Consider the following 22,837-nt stretch of genomic DNA (forward strand, 5'->3'; position numbering starts at 1 on the left):
TTTTTATCTAATTTGACTTTCCGAAAAAACAATAAAAAATTGTGTTAAGTCTAGCTAGAAATAGGGCCAAAATCCTTGATATATAACAACTATTTTAGTTTTTATGAAAAAACCTGATTAATTCCTTTTCATTATCTCCCGTTCACTATATCATTAGCGCTTATTTTACAGTCGCCGCCTACATTTTTGTGGGCATTTGTTTCTAATTTTTACCGAAAATTTCGGTACATTAGGGAGAAAACCAAAGAAAGTGGAAAACTCGGTTCAAAACAAGCCAATTATTGAGCTTCGTTCAATCAAAAAATCCTACGGTTCCAATACCATTATTAACGATTTTAATTTAACCATTAATAACGGTGAATTTGTCACCATTCTTGGCCCATCCGGTTGTGGTAAAACTACCGTGTTGCGTTTATTGGCCGGATTGGAGGAATTAGATTCAGGCAACATTATTTTGGACGGTGAAGACATTACCAATGTGCCGGCAGAAAAACGTCACATCAACACCGTATTCCAAAGCTATGCTTTGTTCCCGCACATGACGATTTTTGAAAACGTGGCTTTCGGTTTGCGCATGCAAAAAGTGCCGGAAAGCGAGATTAAACCTCGTGTGTTAGAGGCATTGCGTATGGTGCAATTGGAAGAAATGGCGGAACGTAAACCAACCCAGCTTTCAGGCGGACAACAACAGCGTATTGCGATTGCTCGTGCGGTCGTCAATAAACCTAAAGTCTTATTGCTTGACGAGTCTCTTTCTGCATTGGACTACAAATTGCGTAAAAAAATGCAATACGAGTTAAAGCAATTACAACGCCAATTAGGTATTACCTTTATTTTCGTTACGCACGACCAAGAGGAAGCAATTACGATGTCTGATCGTATTGTCTTATTGCGTAAAGGTAAAATTGCACAAGACGGCTCTCCACGTGAGATTTATGAAGATCCGGCAAACTTGTTTGTGGCGCGTTTCATCGGCGAAATTAACGTTTTTGATGCGACTGTCATTGAACGCAAATCAGACAACGTGGTGCTTGCTAATGTAGAAGGCCGCATTTGCGATATTTATACGGATATTCCAGTCGAAAAAGATCAACAACTTCAAGTCTTGCTTCGCCCGGAAGATATCGTGATTGAAGAATTAGATGAACACGAACAATCCAAAGCCATTATCGGTCATATTATCGACCGCACTTATAAAGGCATGACATTGGAATCTACCGTGGAATTCGAACATAACGGCAAACGCGTGTTGGTCAGCGAATTCTTTAACGAAGATGACCCGCATATGGATCACAGTGTCGGTCAACGCGTAGGCATTACATGGCACGAAGGTTGGGAGGTTGTACTCAACGATGAAGATAATCAATAATAAATTCCAAAAAATTACTGTTGCGATTATCTTCAGCTGGCTAATCTTCTTCGTGCTGATCCCAAACTTATTGGTATTAGTCGTAAGTTTTTTAACCCGAGATGGTAGCAACTTTTATGCCTTGCCATTTAACTTTGATAACTACATCAACCTGTTTAATCCGCTTTATGCGCAGGTGGTTTGGAACTCATTGTATATGTCGGGCATTGCCACCATTATTTGCTTACTCATTGGCTATCCGTTCGCCTTTATGGTCAGCAAAATCCACCCGAAATATCGACCGCTCTTATTGTTCCTTGTGGTGTTACCCTTCTGGACAAACTCGCTGATTCGTATTTACGGCATGAAAGTGTTCCTCGGTGTGAAAGGTGTGTTGAATACCATGTTGATGGACATGGGCATTTTGAGTGAGCCGATTCGCATTCTAAACACCGAAGTGGCGGTGATCATCGGTTTAGTCTATTTGCTTCTACCGTTTATGATTTTGCCACTCTACTCCGCGATTGAAAAATTAGATGGACGCTTATTAGAAGCGGCAAAAGACTTAGGTGCAAATGCTTTCCAACGTTTCTTCCGTGTGATTCTACCGTTAACCATGCCGGGCATTATTGCCGGTTGTTTATTGGTATTATTGCCGGCAATGGGTATGTTCTATGTCGCCGACTTACTTGGCGGTGCGAAAGTGTTGCTGGTGGGTAACGTGATTAAGAGTGAATTCTTAATTTCCCGCAACTGGCCGTTCGGCTCTGCAATCAGTATCGGATTGACCATTCTGATGGCATTGTTGATTTTCGTGTACTACCGTGCAAATAAATTATTGAATAAGAAAGTGGAGTTAGAATAATGAGCCGTTTACTACGTAATATCTTTATGTTTGTGGTATACGCTTATTTGTATATACCGATTATTATTTTAGTGACCAACTCCTTCAACGAAGACCGTTATGGTTTAAGTTGGAAAGGCTTTAGCTGGAACTGGTACGAGCGTCTTTTCAATAACGACACGCTTATCCAAGCAGCGATACACTCGGTGACAATTGCCTTCTTTTCGGCAACATTAGCAACAATTATCGGTGGCTTAACGGCTATCGCCCTTTACCGCTACCGTTTCCGTGGTAAACAGGCGGTGAGTGGCATGTTGTTTATCGTGATGATGTCGCCGGATATCGTGATGGCAGTTTCTTTGCTCGCCTTATTCATGGTAGTTGGTATTTCTTTAGGTTTCTGGTCGCTATTGCTCGCCCACGTCACCTTCTGTTTGCCGTATGTCACCGTCACCATTTTCTCTCGCTTAAACGGTTTCGATGCAAGAATGTTAGAAGCCGCGAAAGATTTGGGTGCCAGTGAAGTAACGATTTTACGCAAAATCATCCTGCCGCTTGCATTACCAGCGGTGGTATCCGGTTGGTTGTTAAGCTTTACCATCTCGCTCGATGATGTTGTGGTGTCCTCTTTCGTGAGCGGTGTAAGCTATGAAATCCTACCGCTGCGTATTTTCTCCTTGGTGAAAACCGGTGTGACACCGGAAGTAAACGCCCTTGCAACCATCATGATTGTGCTTTCATTATTACTCGTAGTTGCTAGTCAATTTATCGGCAGAAAACACAAAGACATCTAGCCGTAATAATGTTTCACAAATAATTTAATATCACATACAATACGCCTTGACGCACAATCAAGGCGTTTTTTTATACCTGCATTTTATGCAGGTGGTTTTTTTTCACCTCTTTTACGGAGAACAAACAAAAATGAAAAAATTTGCTGGTTTATTCACCGCAAGTATGATCGCTGTTGCCCTTACAGGTTGTAACGAGAAAGACAACAAACAAGCGCAAACCGCGCCGGAAGCCCCTAAAGCTGAAGCGCCTGCAAATGATACCGTGTATCTTTATACATGGACTGAATATGTACCGGATGGTCTTCTCGATGAATTCACCAAAGAAACCGGTATTAAAGTGATTGTTTCCAGTCTCGAATCCAACGAAACCATGTATGCAAAAATCAAAACCCAAGGTGCAGCCGGCGGTTATGATGTTATTGCGCCTTCTAACTACTTCGTGTCCAAAATGGCGCGCGAAGGGATGTTAAAAGAACTTGATCACAGCAAATTACCTGTCATTAAAGAATTAGACCCTGATTGGCTCGACAAACCTTACGACAAAGGCAACAAATATTCCCTTCCGCAATTATTAGGCGCACCGGGTATTGCCTTTAACACCAATACTTACAAAGGCAGCGATTTCACCTCCTGGGGTGATTTGTGGAAACCGGAATTTGCCAACAAAGTGCAATTATTAGATGATGCCCGCGAAGTATTCAACATCGCGTTATTGAAAATCGGCGAGGATCCGAACACACAAGATCCGGCGATTATCAAACAGGCTTATGAAGAATTACTAAAATTACGTCCAAACGTGCTTTCTTTCAATTCCGACAACCCGGCAAACTCTTTCATTTCCGGTGAAGTGGAAGTCGGTCAATTATGGAATGGTTCCGTACGTATTGCGAAAAAAGAACAGGCACCTTTAGACATGGTATTCCCGAAAGAAGGTCCGGTCCTTTGGGTAGATACCCTCGCGATTCCGGTTACTTCTAAAAACCCAGACGGCGCACACAAATTAATTAACTATATGTTGGGCGCAAAAGCGGCGGAAAAATTAACCTTAGCTATCGGCTATCCAACCGCAAACCTTGAAGCGAAAAAAGTGTTACCGAAAGAAATTACCGAAGATCCGTCAATCTATCCAACGGCTGAAATATTGAAAAATAGCCACTGGCAAGATGATGTAGGTGATGCGATTCAATACTACGAACAATATTATCAAGAGCTGAAAGCAGCGAAATAATTTGTTCTCATAGCCATCACAAAAGTGCGGTCGAAATTTATATTAATTTTCAACCGCACTTTTTTTATCCGGTGCTAAGATAAGGACATTAAAAAACGAAAAAGGAGAGGATTATGACAACACCAATTTCAGACAAAATTCACCACGCGTTGTCCCAAATTGATAATGCACTGTTAGCTCAGGATATTTGGCTTATTTTACAAGAGCAAAAATTTGTGGGATTCCTACCGCACTTTGTCGTACAGCACTTATGCAACAAACATCAAATCACTCCTCAACAACTCTCCCTTCAACTGCTCCCTATTGCCGCTTGTTATGCCACCACGCCTATCTCACATTTTAATGTCGGCGCAATCGCCACAGGGGTGAGCGGTAATTTTTATTTCGGTGCGAATCAAGAATTTTGCCAAACGGATATTCAACAAACCATCCATGCCGAACAAAGTGCGATTAGTCATGCTTGGATGCGCGGAGAAAAACAAATCACCGATATTAGCGTCAACTACACGCCATGTGGTCATTGTCGTCAGTTTATGAATGAATTAAATAGCGCAGAAAAATTACAAATTCATTTACCGCATAGCCAGAATAATCCGTTGCACCAATATTTACCTGATGCTTTCGGGCCAAAAAACTTAAACATTCAGCTACATTTGCTGGATCAACATGACAATCAATTATCCTTAAACAGCAACGACCAGGTGATTTCACAAGCCCTTACGATGGCTAACCAAGCGCATGCGCCTTATTCAAACTCCTTCCATGGCATTGCATTACAAACGCAAGATCAACACATTTATCACGGTAGTTATGCGGAAAATGCGGCATTTAACCCTAGCCTACCGGCTATGCAGGTTGCGCTGAATTATCTTATTTTAAGTGGCGAAACGGTAGAAAATATCACCCGTGCGGTGATGGTCGAAAAATCGCATACCTTAAACTACAAAGCAATGGCGGAAGCCCTACTCGCCAGCGTATGTGAGGTGAAATTAGAATATTTTAAGGTATAAAAGTGCGGTGAATTTTCAGTGCGTTTTTAAGAGAAAAAAATGGGTGCGTATAACCGCACCCATATTTATTTTTTTAAGTAATTTAGTTTGCAGATTTACCAATCACCTCTAATCCGCCCATGTAAGGACGTAAAACCTCCGGTACGGTAATCGAACCGTCTGCATTTTGATAGTTTTCCAAAACTGCCACTAAGGTACGCCCCACGGCTAAACCGGAACCATTAAGGGTGTGTACCAAACGGGTTTTCTTGTCGCCTTTTGAACGACAGCGTGCTTGCATACGACGCGCTTGGAAATCCCACATGTTAGAGCAAGAAGAAATTTCACGGTACGTATTTTGCGCCGGTACCCAAACTTCTAAGTCGTAAGTTTTGCAAGATCCAAAGCCCATATCACCGGTACAAAGCAACACTTTACGATATGGCAAGCCAAGTAATTGCAAGACTTTTTCCGCGTGACCTGTCAGTTCTTCCAGTGCATCCATGGATTTTTCCGGTTCCACAATTTGAACCAATTCCACTTTATCAAATTGGTGCATTCGAATTAAACCGCGTGTATCACGGCCGTAAGAACCTGCTTCAGAACGGAAACATGGCGTATGTGCGGTCATTTTTAACGGTAAATTTTCCGCTTCTAAAATGTCACCACGTACCAAGTTAGTGACCGGCACTTCCGCTGTCGGGATCAACGCATAAGTGCGTTGCACTTCATTTGGATCTTGCCCTTCTAGCGGTTTCGTGTGGAATAAATCTTCACTGAATTTAGGTAATTGACCTGTGCCATAAAGCGTATCGTGGTTCACTAAATAAGGCACATAAGCTTCCGTGTAGCCATGTTGCTCCGTGTGTAAATCCAACATAAATTGCGCGATGGCACGATGTAATTTAGCAATTTGCCCTTTCATCACCACAAAGCGGGAACCGGTTAATTTGACCGCAGAAGCGAAATCCAAGCCTTGTAAATTTTCGCCTAACGCAACATGATCTTTTACCTCAAAATCAAATTTGCGTGGTTCGCCCCAACGGGAAACTTCCAAATTTTCACTGTCATCTTTCCCCAAAGGCACTTCATCTGCTGGAATATTCGGGATGTTCAAGGCAATGTCATTTAAGGCATTTTGTACTTTTTCTAACTCAACTTTACCCTGTTCTAACTCTGCGCCCATGTGATCAACTTCTGCCAACAACGGCGCAATGTCTTCTCCGCGGGCTTTTGCCGCACCGATCGCCTTAGAACGCGCATTACGTTCAGCTTGTAACGTTTCGGTTTTTACCTGTAAGGCTTTGCGTTGTTCTTCTAATTGCGTGATATTTGCCACATCAAGCGTAAAACCACGTTTAATTTTTAATTTTTCTGCGACTTCTGCCAAATTATTACGGAGTAAATTCGGATCGATCATACTTTTACCTTTCTTCTTCTGTTTATTAATACCGTGTTAAAAATTGCGTTTATTCTATATCGTATTCAACCAATAAACTAGCAAAAACATGGACTAAAGTGCGCTCAGAAATCGCCGTGTTTTTTCGTCCAGCCCAATTTTCTACTCAAAAAGAGGTCATCGAATACTCCCTATGAGTTTAAAACAAGGCAAATAAAACTTTGATGTAACGCAACAATTTTCCTAGTTCTACTACTTAATAAGTAATCTTAATGTTAGACTAGCACCGATTTTCTCATCACCAAATGAAATTATTTTCTGGAGTATCTATGGAATTTCTAATGAACTTAAGTGAAGGATCGCAATTTGCTATTCAACTTGCGATCGTCTTAGTCTGTTTATTCTACGGCGCCAAAAAAGGTGGTATCGCTCTCGGTTTGTTAGGCGGTATCGGTCTTATTGTCTTGGTGTTCGGTTTCGGCATTGAACCGGGTAAACCGGCAATCGATGTGATGTTAACCATCCTTGCGGTGGTGGTAACATCTGCAACGTTACAAGCCAGTGGCGGTTTAGATGTGATGTTGCAAATCGCAGAAAAATTACTACGTAAAAACCCGAAATACGTCAGTATCCTCGCCCCATTCGTTACTTGTACCCTCACTATTCTTTGCGGTACCGGCCATGTGGTTTATACCATGTTACCGATTATTTACGATATCGCGATTAAAAATGACATTCGTCCGGAACGCCCAATGGCAGCAAGTTCCATCGCCTCACAAATGGGTATCATCGCTTCCCCGGTTTCCGTTGCAGTAGTCACCTTAACAGCTTTCTTGGTGAATGCACAAAACCATTTAGCCGGCTTTGACGGTTACTTAGATTTATTAAAAATCACTGTGCCATCCACCCTTTGTGGTGTTTTAGCTATCGGTATCTTCAGCTGGTTCCGTGGTAAAGATTTAGATAAAGACCAAGAATTCCAAGAAAAATTAAAAGATCCTGAATTCAAAAAATATGTGTATGGTGACAGCGCTTCCCTACTCGATAAAAAATTACCACAATCCAGCTGGAACGCGATGTGGATTTTCTTCGGTGCCATTTTAGTGGTTGCCTTATTGGGTTATTTCAAAGAATTGCGCCCATCTTTTGAGAAAAGTGCACCGGCACAAGTCGTTGAAGTGCTTTCTGGCGATAAAGCAGTCAAAAGCTTTAACGTAAAAGACGGTAAAATTCTTGCCGTAGCCAAAGACGGTAAAGTTGCGCTTGATGTTAAAGACAACAAAGCTAAAGCAAAAACCGCTTATGACAGCGTTGAGATTTACGACAACGAAGGTACATTAACCCAAACTGTTGCTTTACAAGATAACAATGTGGTCATTACTGCCGGTGATAAAACAGAAACCATTGAAAACGCAACAATCGGCTTAAAAGATACGGCGAAGAAAAAAGTCACTTTAGGCATGGTTCACGTTATCCAAATCTTCATGTTATTGGCCGGTTCATTAATCATCATCTTTACAAAAACCGATGCCGGCAAAATTAGTAAAAATGAAATCTTCCGTTCCGGTATGATTGCATTAGTGGCAGTATTCGGAATTTCTTGGATGGCAGAAACCATGTTTACCGTTCATACACCGATGATGAAAGCGGCCTTAGGGGACGTAGTAAAAGCTCATCCTTGGACTTATGCTGTGATGCTATTATTAATCTCTAAATTCGTTAACTCCCAAGCTGCTGCATTGGTGGCATTCGTACCACTTGCATTAGGTATCGGTGTTGACCCGGCGATTATTCTTGCTTTCGCAGCGGCTTGTTACGGTTACTACATTTTACCAACCTACCCAAGCGACTTGGCAGCGATTCAATTCGACCGTTCCGGTACGACCCACATCGGTAAGTTTGTAATCAACCACAGCTTTATTTTACCGGGCTTAATTGGTGTAATTACCTCCTGTATCTTCGGTTATATTTTCACAACCCTGTTTGGATACTTGTAATTTAGATTAAATTTAATCAGATGAAAAAAAGGCTACTTCTCATGAAGTAGCCTTTTTATGTGTTAATAAATCAAAAACAATTCTAAAATCAACCGCACTTTTATCTGGTTCGAATGCCAATAGAAACCCTACTTATAACGTTTCTTCTGGCTTTCCTGATCCAATCCTTTTAACCAGTCCAATTTCTCTTTCATCTTAATTTCCATCCCTCTTGTAGTCGGAAAATAAAATTGTGCGTCTTTAAGTTCTGGCGGGAAGTAATTTTCACCGGCAGCATAGGCGTTGGGTTCATCGTGGGCATAGCGATATTCAGCACCGAAACCGAGGTCTTTCATGAGATTGGTTGGCGCGTTGCGTAGGTGTTCCGGCACATCAAAATCAGCAGATTCCGTCGCCAATTTTTTCGCTGCTTTAAAAGCAAGGTAAACCGCATTGCTTTTCGGTGCAACGGCTAAATACACGATAGCTTGTGCAATGGCGCGTTCGCCTTCAGCAGCACCAACGCGGGTAAAACAATCCCAGGCGGCAAGAGCGACTTGCATTGCGCGCGGGTCAGCATTTCCCACATCTTCCGAAGCGATTGCCAACAAACGGCGTGCCACATAAAGGGGATCTCCGCCGGCAGTGATAATGCGGGCATACCAATAAAGTGCCGCATCCGGTGCAGATCCGCGAATGGATTTATGTAGCGCAGAAATGAAATCGTAGAATCGGTCGCCTTGTTTGTCGAAGCGCGCTTGGCGTTCACCTAAGACTTCCGTGAGTAAAGTGCGGTCTAAAATTTTGCCGTTTTTCGATTCGGCCGCCATGTCCACCATCATTTCGAGGCAATTCAACGCAAGGCGTGCATCGCCATTGACATATTCCGCCAAAAGCGACAACAAATTTTCCTGCAAACCTAACCGCACTTTGCCCAAGCCATTTTCCGGATCATCAATGGCTTGTTGCAACACGCGCTCAATTTCCTGCGTGGAAAGCGGTTTGAGAATATAAACCCGTGCGCGGGAAAGCAGCGCGTTATTTAATTCAAAGGAGGGATTTTCTGTGGTGGCGCCGATAAAAATAATGGTGCCATCTTCAATATGAGGTAGGAACGCATCTTGCTGGCTTTTGTTGAAACGGTGAACTTCGTCCACAAACAAAATGGTGCGCAAACCCGCCAATTTATTTTGTTTGGCTTTTTCGATAGCTTCGCGAATTTCTTTAATGCCGCTGGTGACGGCGGAAATACGCTCCACTTCCGCCTGAATGCGTTGCGCGATAATTTCCGCCAAGGTGGTCTTGCCGGTGCCGGGTGGCCCCCAGAAAATCATGGAATGAACATAGCCTGCCTCAATCGCTTTACGCAACGGTTTACCTTCGCCCAACAAATGAGACTGGCCACAATATTGCGCCAAGGTGGTTGGGCGCATTCTGGCCGCTAAAGGGCGAAAGTCATTTTCGTTGAAATCAAAGCTAAAGTTAGACATGGTTCAATTCGCTTATTTTTTACGTTGGTCGTCCAATTCTACGCCTTTCGGTACGCTAAATTTAAACAAACCACCATCTAAATGTTGATTGGTAATATTGCGCAAAATATATTGGTTAGACTGCCCGTCTTTTTCAATGGTGCTAAAGCCCTTTAGTACGCCGTTTTGATCGATACGAATATCAAATTGCTTGATATTGCTGTTTTTGGCTTTCGGTTTTAACACGAACGTGTCATCTTTTTGTTCTACCGAATATTGCGCCCAATGGCTTTTGTCATTGCTGGTCAACAACACAAATGGCGTATTATTTACCGCCTCTTTTACCAAATTGGCCGTCACTTGTTCAACAAAGGGATCATAGAACCAAAGGGTTTGACCATCGGCAATAATTTGGGTTTCTTGTGGTGATTTGGTGTCCATACGAAACAAATTCGGACGCTTGATTTGTAACTTTCCGTTGCCTTGTTGCACATTTTTACCATTTGCCGAACTCACCGTTTGTGCAAAATCGGCACTCAACGTATCCACTTTATTTAAGCGATTCTGCAACTCAATATCGGCATTTGCCCAAGCAAGGGTCGCCATTGCCAAAAGAGAAAGTGCGGTGAGTTTTTGAAACGTTTTTTTCATGTTATTCAATTCCTTATTCAGATTGCCTTTCGTCGCCTCATTTATGAATCGATTAAACAGCAAAAAATACAGTAACCCTTTGACCTCAAAAGGTGAGATTTATCCTAATAATCTGCCCCACGCGCCAAAATCTCACGTTTGCCGTTTTGCAATGGCGAGACGATACCCTGCTCTTCCAGTTGATCCATGATATTCGCGGCACGGTTAAATCCCACACGGAAACGGCGTTGAATCGCAGAAATTGAGGTGGTACCTGTACTAACAACAAACTCGACCACTTCATCAAACAACTCATCGGTCTCGCCCGAGCTATCACCTAACCGTTCTAAGGCGTCTTCATCCTCGTTGCCGTCTAAGATGCCATCAATGTAATTTGGTTTACCACGCGCTTTCCAATCATCTACGACACGGCCTACTTCCTCGTCGGTCATAAAGGCACCGTGAATACGGACTAATTCGGTAGAACCTTGCGGTGAATACAACATGTCGCCCTTTCCTAGCAAGGATTCGGCACCACCCGCATCGAGAATCGTACGTGAGTCAATTTTCGTTGCCACAGTGAACGCGATACGGCTCGGCACATTGGCTTTAATCAAGCCTGTAATCACATCCACAGAAGGACGTTGCGTTGCCAAAATTAAGTGAATTCCCACTGCGCGGGCTTTTTGCGCCAAACGAGCAATCAGTTCTTCCACCTGTTTGCCGGCAACCATCATTAAATCGGCAAATTCATCCACGACGACTACAATATAGCTGAGTTTTTCCAACGGAGGCGGAAGCTGATCCATAGAATCGCCCGGACGCCACAATGGATTTGGAATCGGCATTTTCAACGCATCATATTCATCGATTTTTTCATTAAACCCTTCAATGTTACGTACCCGTAAAGCAGACAATAATTGATAACGACGTTCCATTTCATCCACGCACCAACGCAACGCATTGGCAGCTTTTTTCATGTCGGTCACCACTTCCGTCAACAGATGAGGAATGTCGTTATAAATAGAAAGTTCGACAACCTTCGGGTCAATCATGATGAACTTGACCTCTTCCGGTTTCACGCGATAAAGCAAGCTTAAAATCATCGTATTCACACCAACGGATTTTCCGGAACCGGTGGTTCCCGCCACCAATAAGTGAGGCATTTTAGCCAAGTCCACGATCATAGGTTTACCGCTAATATCTTTACCTAATGCCATGGAAAGCAACGCTTTGGCATTACGGAATTCATCGCTATCCAGCACATCGCGAAGCGGCACCATTTGACGATGATCATTCGGCGTTTCAATGCCGATATAAGGTTTACCTGGGATGACTTCCGCCACACGAATTGAGCGGAACATCAAAGCGCGCGCCAAGTCTGTATCCAAACTGGTGACTTTGGCGGCTTTTACGCCAGGGTCTAATTCCAATTCATAACGGGTTACCACCGGACCAACCAACACATCTTTCACTTTGGCTTTCACATTGAAATTGCGTAACTGTTGTTCAATACGTTGCGAGGTTTCCACAATTTCTTCTTGAGTAATATTTTGAGCTTTGCTTTGGTGACGCTCCAATAAATCCAAGCTCGGCAATGGTGTGGTCGGTTTTTCTACATTAGCTTTATGCTGCTGAAATGCCGGATGCACAAGAGAATCACCATAAGGTTTATATTGTGGCGTAATGTGAGGTACGCCTGCTTCGACTTCTTCTGTGTCACTCACCGACGGAGTAACTACGGTTGTTTCATGATGAATTTGAGTCGGTTGTGACGTCTCTTCATGCGCATTCGCATATGGCGATGCTAAAGACACCGTTGGCATCATTTCCCGTTCTGAAAAATCATGGGAAAAATCCACCGCACTTTGGATCTCAGTCTTTGGCTCAACAGGTACTTGTGTCAGTGGTAGAGCGTCTTGGGCAGGTGTAGCAATGGTTACATTCGGTAATACCTCTTGCTGCTCAAAGTCATAAGGAATGAACGTGTTAGAAGTATCACCCTCTTTTTCCACAGCAATAGTCATATTGTCGGAAGAAACAGATGGCGTTTCTTCTGATAAACCACTGATATGAAGCTGATGATTTGATTCAGTGCCTATTTCTGCTGAATTTTCTTCAGGCACAGCTTTTGCCTGCGTCATTAGGCTTTCTTGAGAAACCAAAATAATTTCTTCTTTTGCTTCAGCAGGAGCATTTTCTTCTGCTTGCGGTTGCGTTTCTTCCGCTGGTGGCGTTTGCATGGTTAACCATTGATAAAAACGAAGCAACAGGCGAATAAACGAAGCGCCGGAGCACAAAATAAAGCCAGCGAGGGCAAAAATGCCCGCGAAGACAAGCAATCCGAATTTTCCAGCCGCTTCATAGAACGTTAAAGTGAGCCAGCCGCCTAACACGCCACCGGATAAATAATTTGCCGTGTTGTTAAAAGACAATGTACAAATGACCGTTAACCCGCAAAGCAATAAAATAAAACCGAATGTCCGCAAACTAAATTTCGTCCATGTCAGCGAAGTCACTCGTTTAGTACGAATTAAATACGCGGGAATAAAACACAACATGAACGGAATAACATTCCCCACGTAACCGAAGAGTACAAAAAATAGATCCACAAACCACGCCCCGAATGCGCCGGCTTTGTTGATGGTATCTGGTGCAAAACTGGAGGTCGCCCAGGAGTTATCCAACGGCGTGTATCCCGACCAAGCAATGATCAGATAAAACCCGAAAAGTGCGGTCATACCTAGCAACAAATTTAATAAATAATATTTCGGGGAAAAATGTTCGGTAATACGTTTAATCATGCTTTACGACTTTATCTCTATTTCAACTGTAAAAAATTGGTTTGTTTGACTTCTTCCATCACCACATAAGTGCGGGTATCATTTACGCCGGGTAAACGTAACAAAGTGGTCCCCAGCAATTTACGGTACGCTGCCATATCCGCCACTCGGGTTTTCAATAAATAATCGAAATCACCGGAAACCAAATGGCATTCTTGAATTTCATCCAACTGTTGTACTGCCAAATTAAATTCTTCAAAGACATCCGGTTTACCACGGACTAACGTAATTTCTACGATCACTAACAATGGCGAATCTAATAATTCCGGATTCAGTAAGGCGCGATATCCCATAATCACCCCTTGTTTCTCCAAACGTTTTACACGTTCTAAACAAGGCGTTGGGGATAATCCCACTTTTTTTGACAAATCAATGTTGGAAATTTTGCCGTTGCGTTGTAATTCATTGAGTATTTTTATATCAATGGCATCTAAAGCTTTTGTTAATTTCTTTTCCATGTGTGACGTTCGTATGAATGAGAGAAAATAGTGATTAATTCTAGCCTATTTGACCCAATATTGCAGTAAGAAAGTAGAAAGCTCTCCAATATTCATTTAATGCAAAATTTAATTTGTTTAACTCTATTTTGCATTCAATCAAAGAACCATGCAGATCTTAGCAAAAAGAGATTGTTTTCATTCCCTTTGCGTGTTCTAATGAGCACCCGCTAGACAATCACTTCAGTAAGTTAGTTATTTCGGTTCTTCCTCATTCAAGTTTTGAATTTGTGCTTTGAAGATTCAATTTATCCATCTCTATTTAAGTTAAATCGCTAGCAATTCGTGCTGAACATAAGCACACAATTTCATTATTTAAAATAAGGAAGACAACATGTCTAAATTAAACGGCACCGTAAAATGGTTCAATTCAACAAAAGGTTTCGGTTTTATCGCTCCAGAAGATGGTTCTAAAGATGTATTCGTACACTTCTCCGGCATCGTGGGCAATAATTTCCGTACTTTAAACGAAGGCGACCGTGTTGCTTTTAACGTACAAGATTCCCAACGCGGTCCAACAGCCGTTGACGTTGAAGTGATTTAAGAAACATTTCTACATAAAAATAGCCCTTCTCAAAAGGGCTATTTTTTTATCTATCGTTTTTATTCATCCGCATTTTCAAAAGTGCGGTCATTTTTTAAAGCGAATCTAAGATCCCTAGCGCATCAACAAGTTTTTTCACGGTAAACACTTGCATGTTTTCCACCGCATGTTTCGGCTTATTTCCGAAGGGGACAATCGCGCGTTTAAAGCCATGTTTTGCGGCCTCACTAATACGTTCCTGCCCACTTGGCACAGGGCGAATTTCACCGGCTAATCCCACTTCGCCAAACACCACAAGATCTTGTGGTAACGGACGGTTACGGAAGCTGGAAATAAGTGCCAGAAGCAACGCCAAATCAGCACTGGTTTCAGTCACTTTGACGCCGCCAACGACATTTACAAACACATCTTGATCCGCCATTTGCAATCCCCCGTGGCGATGTAACACAGCCAGTAATAAAGCAAGACGGTTTTGCTCCAACCCTACGGCAACACGACGTGGATTAGCGAGCATAGAATGATCCACCAGCGCTTGAATTTCCACCAGCAACGGGCGCGTACCTTCCCATAGCACCATCACTGAGCTGCCTGGCGTTTGTTCATCACCGCGACTTAAAAAGATCGCTGATGGGTTTTTCACTTCACGCAAACCTTGTTCTGTCATGGCAAATACGCCTAACTCATTCACGGCACCAAAGCGGTTTTTGTGGCTACGCAAGGTGCGGTAGCGAGAATCTGTTTCGCCTTCCAATAATAAGGAACAGTCAATGGCATGCTCTAACACCTTCGGTCCGGCAAGGGTGCCATCTTTGGTGACATGCCCCACCATGATGATTGCTACTTGTCGAGTTTTTGCGTAACGCGTTAAAAAAGAAGCACATTCACGCACTTGTGCCACACTACCCGGTGACGATTGAATATCCGCCAAATGCATCACCTGAATAGAGTCGATCACGATAATTTGCGGTTTTAATTGATCCGCCAAATTACAAATCTGCTCGACGGAAGTTTCCGACAGCATATTCAGTTTTTCCGATGGCAAACCGAGGCGTTTGGCACGCATAGCAACTTGCTGCAAGGATTCTTCACCGGTCACATAAAGTGCGGTCATTTTTTGCGACAAATGACACATCACCTGCAACAATAATGTACTTTTCCCTGCACCAGGATGGCCCCCAATCAGAATGGCACTGCCCGGTACTATCCCACCGCCTAGCACGCGATCCAGTTCATAAAAACCACTGCTAAAACGCGGTGTTTCCTGCAGGCTGATTTCACTTAACGTTTGAATTTTAGCGCGGGTTTCACCGGCATAGCCACTAAACCGATCCGCTTTATTATTTGACGTAGAAACCAACCGCACTTCGGTGATGGTATTCCAAGCTTTACAGGCGCCACACTGCCCTTGCCAACGGGAATATTCCGCACCGCAATCGTTACAAACATAAGCCGTTTTTGTTTTCGCCATAGGGTTATCCGCCGATCGTTAACGTCATCAGGTGAAGCATGCGTTGGGCATACTGTGGTGTTTGAATCACATCGAGTAATTTATTCATCGCCAACGCATTATCTTTCGTCTCACTGTGCAAACGAATGATGTCATGCAGTTTCGCCAAAACATCCGCGTTCGCTTCGGTTAAATCGTTCAACACATTTTCTTGTGCATAATGTTGGTTTGCTGCTAGCTGTTCATTCAACGCTGCTTCTAACAAAGATTTATTGTCTTCGTAATAATGATACAGGTTGAAAAAAGCCCCAACGCGCTCTACGGTTTTAATAAAATCCGCCGAAAAGAAATTAGCCCCTAAAGCCAATGTTTCTTCCACTAAAGACTGTTCATAAGCTAAAAGTGCGGTCAATTTTTCCGTTGTTTTTTGCATCCGTTTTTCCGAATACAAAAAGCCGCGCCACTGTTCAATCCAATCACTGGCTTTCGTCGTTTTATTTTGGGCTAATTGATATCCACGTTTTGCTTTACTGACGGAATAAAAATGTACCTTGTCTGCATAATGGGTTAAAAAATCAGCGACAAAGGCAAAAAATGGCCCCAATTCAGCAGACTTCACTTCAAACTCAATTTCACGAATAGGCTGTTGTTTGTCGCCCGCAATAACATTTCCCTGATCAAAAGCCACTTCAATTTGGCAATCGGGCGTATATTGAACCAGCCATGTTTGGCGCATAAAGTCGGTGCTAAAAATCGGCTGCAACGACTCATCAATATTTTCTAATACAAGTCCATGCTGGCGAATTAACGCCGCTAAATTAGGTTCTGATGTCGGTAATTCCACATTATATTCCGGACGCACATGCAACCCACCGGATACTTTGCCATCGGTTTTTAATGTCAAGGTGTAATGGTCATCTTGCTGACGTACACGCAAGCCCATTTTCTGCTGAGTGAAATAGTTATCGGCAGTGTCGTAATAAGTATTGGCTAAAAAGGCTTTTTGCTGATCGATAATATGGAAATGATGTAGCAGGGTATTGAGCTGTTCCTCATGAATATCACCGACCGCTAATTTCAATTCAATTTCGTTTGCCATGATAAAATCCTTTAAGATCATAAAGTTTTGTATTTACTCTGAATTCATGGGTTTTATTATCCAATAAAAGCCTGATTTTTTCGATTAAAATCGTGAATTTTTCATTTACATCAGGTAATATGCGCGTGAATTATTAACCTTAATTAGGAGTCATCTTCATGGCAATGAATAACATCCTTGGATTATTTGCCCACTCCCCTTTAAAGCCGTTACAAAAACACTCCAATAAAGTCACTGAATGCTGTGAATTATTGGTTCCTTTCTTTGAAGCGATCTTCCGTGAAGACTGGAATGCCGCTGAACAATTCCGTTTAGATATTTCCGCCCATGAGCGTCAAGCCGATGCATTAAAACGTGAAATTCGTTTGAAATTACCACGCGGTTTATTCATGCCGATTGAACGTACCGATTTATTAGAATTGGTCACACAACAAGACAAATTAGCGAATTACGCAAAAGACATCGCCGGTCGTATGGTTGGACGCCAATTTGGTATTCCGCCGGAAATGCATGATGAATTTATGAGCTATGTGAGACGCAGCTTAGATGCTACCGAACAAGCCCATAAAGTGATCGAAGAAATGGATCAGTTGCTAGAAACCGGTTTCAAAGGCCGTGAATTAAACTTTGTTAATCAAATGATTAACGAGTTAGATATCATTGAAGATGATACCGATCAGATGCAAATCAAATTAAGAAAAATGCTTTATGAGGTTGAAGGTCGTTACAACCCAATCGATGTCATGTTCTTATATAAAATTATTGAATGGGTTGGCGTGCTTGCCGACCAAGCACAGCGAGTCGGTTCACGCATTGAATTAATGCTGGCTCGCTCATAATTTCCATTTACTTAGGTATTTTTCAATGGAACTACTTCATCAATATGGCTCGTTATTGATTTTCATTACAGCCGTTTTTGGCTTTTTCATGGCCTTTGGCGTAGGAGCCAACGATGTTTCAAATGCAATGGGAACATCCGTTGGCTCAGGAACAATCACAGCAAAACAAGCCATTATTATTGCAATGATTTTTGAAGCAGCAGGTGCTTATCTTGCCGGTGGCGAGGTCACCGAAACCATCAAAAGCGGCATTATCGACACCATGCAATTTGTTGCCGAGCCGGAAGTGTTGGTCTTTGGTATGATGTCAGCTTTATTCGCTTCAGGCGCATGGTTATTAATTGCCTCCCGCATGGGCTGGCCAGTATCCACAACTCACTCTATCGTCGGTGCGATCATCGGTTTCGCCTGCATTACCGCCGGTCCACATTCCGTTGACTGGAGCAATATTAAAAATATTGTAGGTAGCTGGTTTATCACCCCTTTACTTGCCGGTTTACTCGCTTACGCTATTTTTATCAGCACACAAAAACTGATTTTCGATACAGAAAGTCCTTTTAGAAATGCACAAAAATACGGCCCTTACTACATGGGCATCACCATTTTTATTTTGTGTATCGTGACCTTAAACAAAGGGTTAAAACACGTTGGATTGAATTTAAGTAGCACAGAAAACTTACTGATTTCTTTTGCTATAGGCATTATTTCCATTATTTACAGCCACTTTTATTTCCGTAGCATCAAATTTAAATACAAAATGTTGGAAGGCGGCTCCTTCGGTGGCGTAGAAAAAGTCTTCAGTATTCTGATGTTGATGACCGCTTGCGCCATGGCGTTTGCCCATGGTTCAAACGATGTAGCCAATGCGATTGGCCCACTTTCTGCGGTTGTTGCCATTATTGAAAGCGGCGGTCAGATTGTTAACAACGTTCCCCTTGCTTGGTGGATTCTACCTTTAGGTGCCGCAGGGATTGTTGTTGGTTTAATTGTTATGGGTTATAAAGTGATGGCAACCATCGGTACCGGCATTACAGATCTGACCCCTAGCCGTGGTTTTGCCGCCCAGTTTGCAACAGCAACCACCGTGGTGATTGCTTCCGGCACCGGATTACCGATTTCTACTACGCAAACCTTGGTTGGTGCGGTATTAGGTATCGGTTTTGCGCGCGGTATCGCGGCCATTAACTTAAACGTTATTCGTAGTATTGTTGTTTCTTGGGTGGTCACGCTACCGGCCGGTGCGTTCTTCTCCATTATTATTTATTACCTCTTAACAACTATTTTCCATTAATCCTGTCTGAAAAAGTGCGGTCAATATTTACGTTAAAATTTCACCGCACTTTTCGTTTTTTTATAAAGGATTTCCCTATGCAAAAAGCTTTATCTACACTGCTTGCGCTATTTTGCTTCACTGTTGGCATGTCTGCCGCACAAGGAGAAACAAAATACGTCACAGAAAACCTCTCCACGTTTTTACGCAAAGGCGCCGGTGAACAATTTAAAATTGCCGGTACCATTCAAGCAGGCGAAGCCGTTACCGTATTAGATAAAAAAGATCGTTACACACTGGTTCGCGACAGTAAAAACCGTGAAGCTTGGATTTTAAGCAGTGAACTTAGCACTAGCGCCAGTAGCAAAGATGAAAATCCGAGATTAAAAAATCACATTCAAGAGTTGAGTTTAAAACTCAATCGGTTAGATGATGATTGGCAAAAACGCACGGTAGAAATGCAACGCCGTACCAAACAGGCGGAGCAACAAAGTAGCGAATTATTAGAACAAAATTCCCAACTCAAACGGGAATTGGAAATGACCAAAAATAAAAATCGTGATTTAGAAGCCATGTTAGATGCCGGCAAACGCGAAATTGCCATTCAATGGTTCATCTACGGCGGTTCGGTACTTGGCGTGGGATTGGTTCTCGGCTTAGTATTACCGCTTATTATGCCTAAACGCCGTCGTCGCGATAGTTGGTCATAATGGCGGAAAAATTTCACGTCTATTTAGTCGGCGGAGCAGTTCGCGATCAGCTCCTCAACCTCCCCGTCAAAGATCGGGATTGGGTGATTGTGGGCGCCACGCCACAAGATTTGTTAAATCAAGGCTATCAACAAGTCGGCAAAGATTTCCCGGTTTTTCTCCATCCACAAAACAAAGAAGAGTATGCTTTGGCGCGTACTGAACGCAAAGCGGGCAAAGGTTACACTGGCTTTATTTGCGATTTTTCAGCTGACATCACGTTAGAACAAGATTTAGTTCGTCGCGATCTTACCATTAACGCCATTGCGCAAGATTTAGCCGGCAATTTATACGACCCCTATCATGGCGTGGAAGATCTAGAAAAACGTGTTTTGCGCCATGTTTCCCCCGCATTTTCGGAAGATCCTTTACGCGTTTTGCGGGTCGCCCGTTTTGCTGCTCGCTATCATTACTTAGGCTTCAACATCGCTGATGAAACCCTACAATTAATGACCGCACTTAGTGCGCAAGGCGAGCTACAGCATCTGACAGCCGAGCGCGTTTGGGCAGAAACTGAAAAAGCCTTAAATGAAAAAAATCCTGAAATTTACTTTGAAACCTTGCGTCAAGTTGGTGCACTCAAAGTACTCTTTCCCGAATTAGATGCCCTTTATGGTGTGCCAAATCCGGCAAAATATCATCCGGAAATCGATAGCTTCGTGCATACAATGATGGTACTACAACAGGCAACACAGCTTTCAGAACAGGTCGATTGTCATAAAAGTGCGGTGCGTTTTGCCGCCATTTGTCATGACTTAGGCAAAGCCTGTACCCCAAAACAAAACTGGCCCCATCACCACGGACACGAAAAACTGGGCGTTGCACCGACAAAAAGCCTGTGTAAACGTTTAAAAGTACCGACATATTATCAACAACTGGCAGAACTCACCTGCGAATATCATTCACATGTTCACAAAGTATTTGAGCTACGCCCGGAAACCATTGTAAAACTGTTTAATACTTTTGATGTATGGCGTAAGCCATTGCGTTTTATGGAATTTCTTCTTGTTTGTTTTGCGGATACGCGAGGTCGCAAAGGATTTGAACACATTCAATACCCTCAACAGGAATTTGCCATCGCCTTGTATCAAGCCGCATTAAAAGTAGATATTCAATCAATTATCGCTGCCGGTTTTGAAAACAAAGCCATTCGTGATCAACTTAATCGCGGACGTATTTTTGCCGTCAAACAAAAACGCCAAGAAATCTTACCGCACTTTAAACCCTAAACCGGCGTTGAATGCTTTACGCCATAAAAATCGAACCGTAAAATCAGCGTTATTTTTTATCAAACAGGTCATATATGAAAACCATTAAATTTTCTCTTTGGATTCTCTTCGCCGGACTGTTATTGGGCGGCTGTACCGTCGATCAGCAACGCCCTACCGATGTAAAATACATCGAAAAAACGGATCCCACATGGCAACAGCATTTAAAACAGTTACAACAAATCAAAAGTTACCAAGCTTTAGGCCAACTGGGTTATATCAGCACGAAAGAACGTTTCTCTACCCGTTTTGACTGGCAATATCACCATCCACAAAATTACACGTTGAAACTTTATTCCACGCTCAGTAGCGAAACGCTACAAATTGAAATGCACCCACAAGGCATGACAATTTCCGACAATAAAGGTCGTCAACGTTCTGCGACCGATGCCAAAATGCTACTTAGAGAAATTATCGGCATGGATTTCCCATTGGATGAATTTGTCTTTTGGCTAAAAGGTCAACCGAAAGATAACAGCGACTATTTAGTGGCAGAAAATCACTTCCTCGGTTCTTTTACCCATCGCGTTGACGGCAAAACGTGGACGGCGGATTATCTGTCCTATCACCTCAATCGCCAGCCTCCAATGCCGGAAAATATCTTGCTGAAAACCGAAGGGCAAACCCTGAAAATTCGCGTGGATGAATGGAACTTAAAATGAAAACATACCAATTTTCCACCGCACTTTTAGTGCCAGAAAGCTTAAATAATGAAGCCGGCCTGCGTTTCCCTTGCCCGGCGAAATTAAATCTGTTCTTGTATATCAACGGAAAACGCCCGGATGGTTATCACGAATTACAAACCCTATTTCAATTTGTGGATTTTGGCGATTGGCTATCGATTAGGGTAAGAAATGACGGCAAAATCAATTTAATTTCGCCAATCGCTGATTTAGCACCTGAAGATAATTTGATTTATCGTGCAGCACATTTATTACAGCAAAAAACCGGTTGCTCACTCGGCGCGGATTTGCAATTAGATAAAATTCTGCCCATCGGCGGTGGCGTGGGTGGCGGTTCTTCTAACGCGGCAACGGCTCTTGTTGCCTTAAATCATTTATGGCAAACCCATTTAGACACCGAGCAACTTGCCGCTCTTGGTTTAAGCTTAGGTGCGGATGTCCCCATTTTCGTGCATGGCAAAGCCGCATTTGCCGAAGGCGTAGGCGAAAAAATCACCTATTGCGAACCACCGGAGAAGTGGTATCTCGTGATCAAGCCAAATGTGTCTATTTCTACTGCCGTGGTTTTTTCCTCTCCTGATTTACCGCGAAATACCCCGAAAAAATCACTACAACAATTATTGTCCGAAGAATACATAAACGATTGCGAAAAAGTTGTACGAGATCACTATTCAGAGGTTGAAGAAATACTGAACTGGTTGGTAGAATATGCTCCGGCAAGATTAACAGGAACCGGCGCTTGTGTTTTTGCGGAATTTGACGATGAAAAATCTGCTCAATCCGTGCTCAACGACATGCCAAAAGCGTATTTTGGATTTGTTGCTAAAGGATTAAACGTTTCACCGTTACGCACCATGTTGGAACAGCTTAAAAGTGAAAATCCGTTTCTCCGTTAACCCCCTAATTTTATCATCTAACACC

General features: G+C 42.8%; 20 protein-coding genes. 13 read left to right on the forward strand and 7 right to left on the reverse strand.

Annotated elements, in window-relative coordinates; genetic code table 11:
• Positions 1-250 precede the first annotated feature (250 nt).
• The 5 genes from potA (at position 251) to cdd (ending at position 5,224) form a co-directional block, all read left to right on the forward strand.
• Positions 251-1,369, forward strand: coding sequence for a spermidine/putrescine ABC transporter ATP-binding protein PotA (potA, locus tag AC30SH_RS06090; RefSeq protein WP_006717532.1), 1,119 nt, complete (start codon positions 251-253; stop codon positions 1,367-1,369).
• A complete protein-coding gene (potB, locus tag AC30SH_RS06095) occupies positions 1,353-2,213 on the forward strand; it encodes a spermidine/putrescine ABC transporter permease PotB (protein ID WP_314885441.1) in 861 nt (286 codons plus the stop codon). Before potA ends, potB begins: the two co-directional genes overlap by 17 nt.
• The gene (potC, locus tag AC30SH_RS06100) at positions 2,213-2,986 is read left to right on the forward strand and encodes a spermidine/putrescine ABC transporter permease PotC (protein ID WP_048749516.1); all 774 of its coding nucleotides are present in this window, start codon (positions 2,213-2,215) and stop codon (positions 2,984-2,986) included. Before potB ends, potC begins: the two co-directional genes overlap by 1 nt.
• Before the next feature lie 130 nt (positions 2,987-3,116).
• On the forward strand, positions 3,117-4,214 hold the full coding sequence (locus AC30SH_RS06105; RefSeq protein WP_489582268.1) for an extracellular solute-binding protein: 1,098 nt from the start codon (positions 3,117-3,119) through the stop codon (positions 4,212-4,214).
• 113 nt (positions 4,215-4,327) lie between these two features.
• The gene (gene cdd, locus AC30SH_RS06110) at positions 4,328-5,224 is read left to right on the forward strand and encodes a cytidine deaminase (RefSeq protein WP_314885444.1); all 897 of its coding nucleotides are present in this window, start codon (positions 4,328-4,330) and stop codon (positions 5,222-5,224) included.
• Positions 5,225-5,306: 82 nt separating this feature from the next.
• On the opposite strand, the gene serS is transcribed toward cdd, so the two are convergent.
• Positions 5,307-6,623, reverse strand: a complete 1,317-nt coding sequence (gene serS, locus AC30SH_RS06115) for a serine--tRNA ligase (protein WP_314885446.1) — start codon at positions 6,621-6,623, stop codon at positions 5,307-5,309.
• Positions 6,624-6,931: 308 nt separating this feature from the next.
• On the opposite strand from serS, the gene AC30SH_RS06120 reads away from it, so the two are divergent.
• Complete coding sequence (locus AC30SH_RS06120; RefSeq protein WP_314885448.1) at positions 6,932-8,599, forward strand: anaerobic C4-dicarboxylate transporter; 1,668 nt, start codon at positions 6,932-6,934, stop codon at positions 8,597-8,599.
• A gap of 128 nt (positions 8,600-8,727) precedes the next feature.
• Here the strand turns inward: AC30SH_RS06120 and AC30SH_RS06125 are convergent, their stop codons facing one another.
• The 4 genes from AC30SH_RS06125 to lrp all read right to left on the reverse strand — a co-directional run bounded on the left by AC30SH_RS06125 (position 8,728) and on the right by lrp (position 13,978).
• The gene (locus AC30SH_RS06125; RefSeq protein WP_314885449.1) at positions 8,728-10,068 is read right to left on the reverse strand and encodes a replication-associated recombination protein A; all 1,341 of its coding nucleotides are present in this window, start codon (positions 10,066-10,068) and stop codon (positions 8,728-8,730) included.
• 12 nt (positions 10,069-10,080) lie between these two features.
• Positions 10,081-10,698 (reverse strand): outer membrane lipoprotein periplasmic chaperone LolA, encoded by a 618-nt coding sequence (gene lolA / locus AC30SH_RS06130; RefSeq protein ID WP_314885451.1) that lies wholly within the window; start codon positions 10,696-10,698, stop codon positions 10,081-10,083.
• A gap of 104 nt (positions 10,699-10,802) precedes the next feature.
• The gene (locus tag AC30SH_RS06135; protein ID WP_314885452.1) at positions 10,803-13,481 is read right to left on the reverse strand and encodes a DNA translocase FtsK; all 2,679 of its coding nucleotides are present in this window, start codon (positions 13,479-13,481) and stop codon (positions 10,803-10,805) included.
• A 17-nt stretch (positions 13,482-13,498) separates the two neighbouring features.
• Entirely contained in the window at positions 13,499-13,978 is a 480-nt protein-coding gene (gene lrp / locus AC30SH_RS06140) for a leucine-responsive transcriptional regulator Lrp (RefSeq protein ID WP_006717519.1), read from the reverse strand.
• A gap of 373 nt (positions 13,979-14,351) precedes the next feature.
• Here lrp and cspE point away from each other — a divergent pair, with 373 nt between their 5' ends.
• Positions 14,352-14,561, forward strand: a complete 210-nt coding sequence (gene cspE / locus AC30SH_RS06145; RefSeq protein WP_006717517.1) for a transcription antiterminator/RNA stability regulator CspE — start codon at positions 14,352-14,354, stop codon at positions 14,559-14,561.
• A 94-nt stretch (positions 14,562-14,655) separates the two neighbouring features.
• On the opposite strand, the gene radA is transcribed toward cspE, so the two are convergent.
• The gene (radA, locus tag AC30SH_RS06150; protein ID WP_314885454.1) at positions 14,656-16,029 is read right to left on the reverse strand and encodes a DNA repair protein RadA; all 1,374 of its coding nucleotides are present in this window, start codon (positions 16,027-16,029) and stop codon (positions 14,656-14,658) included.
• Between the two features lie 4 nt (positions 16,030-16,033).
• Positions 16,034-17,107, reverse strand: coding sequence for a CYTH domain-containing protein (locus AC30SH_RS06155; protein ID WP_314885455.1), 1,074 nt, complete (start codon positions 17,105-17,107; stop codon positions 16,034-16,036).
• A 158-nt stretch (positions 17,108-17,265) separates the two neighbouring features.
• Here AC30SH_RS06155 and AC30SH_RS06160 point away from each other — a divergent pair, with 158 nt between their 5' ends.
• From AC30SH_RS06160 to ispE, 6 genes are all read left to right on the forward strand, one after another.
• A complete protein-coding gene (locus tag AC30SH_RS06160) occupies positions 17,266-17,946 on the forward strand; it encodes a TIGR00153 family protein (RefSeq protein ID WP_006717512.1) in 681 nt (226 codons plus the stop codon).
• Between the two features lie 25 nt (positions 17,947-17,971).
• Positions 17,972-19,237, forward strand: coding sequence for an inorganic phosphate transporter (locus AC30SH_RS06165; protein ID WP_314885456.1), 1,266 nt, complete (start codon positions 17,972-17,974; stop codon positions 19,235-19,237).
• A gap of 77 nt (positions 19,238-19,314) precedes the next feature.
• On the forward strand, positions 19,315-19,926 hold the full coding sequence (locus AC30SH_RS06170; protein ID WP_390882335.1) for a TIGR04211 family SH3 domain-containing protein: 612 nt from the start codon (positions 19,315-19,317) through the stop codon (positions 19,924-19,926).
• Complete coding sequence (locus AC30SH_RS06175) at positions 19,926-21,194, forward strand: multifunctional CCA addition/repair protein (RefSeq protein WP_109859088.1); 1,269 nt, start codon at positions 19,926-19,928, stop codon at positions 21,192-21,194. The genes AC30SH_RS06170 and AC30SH_RS06175 overlap by 1 nt, the downstream gene beginning before the upstream one ends.
• A gap of 74 nt (positions 21,195-21,268) precedes the next feature.
• Positions 21,269-21,895 (forward strand): lipoprotein insertase outer membrane protein LolB, encoded by a 627-nt coding sequence (gene lolB, locus AC30SH_RS06180; protein ID WP_212510528.1) that lies wholly within the window; start codon positions 21,269-21,271, stop codon positions 21,893-21,895.
• Positions 21,892-22,812 carry a 4-(cytidine 5'-diphospho)-2-C-methyl-D-erythritol kinase gene (gene ispE, locus AC30SH_RS06185; protein ID WP_315027507.1) on the forward strand — a complete coding sequence of 307 codons (921 nt, stop codon included), beginning with the start codon at positions 21,892-21,894 and terminating at the stop codon, positions 22,810-22,812. Before lolB ends, ispE begins: the two co-directional genes overlap by 4 nt.
• Positions 22,813-22,837: the final 25 nt, after the last annotated feature.

Source organism: Aggregatibacter sp. HK296, assembly GCF_980469475.1.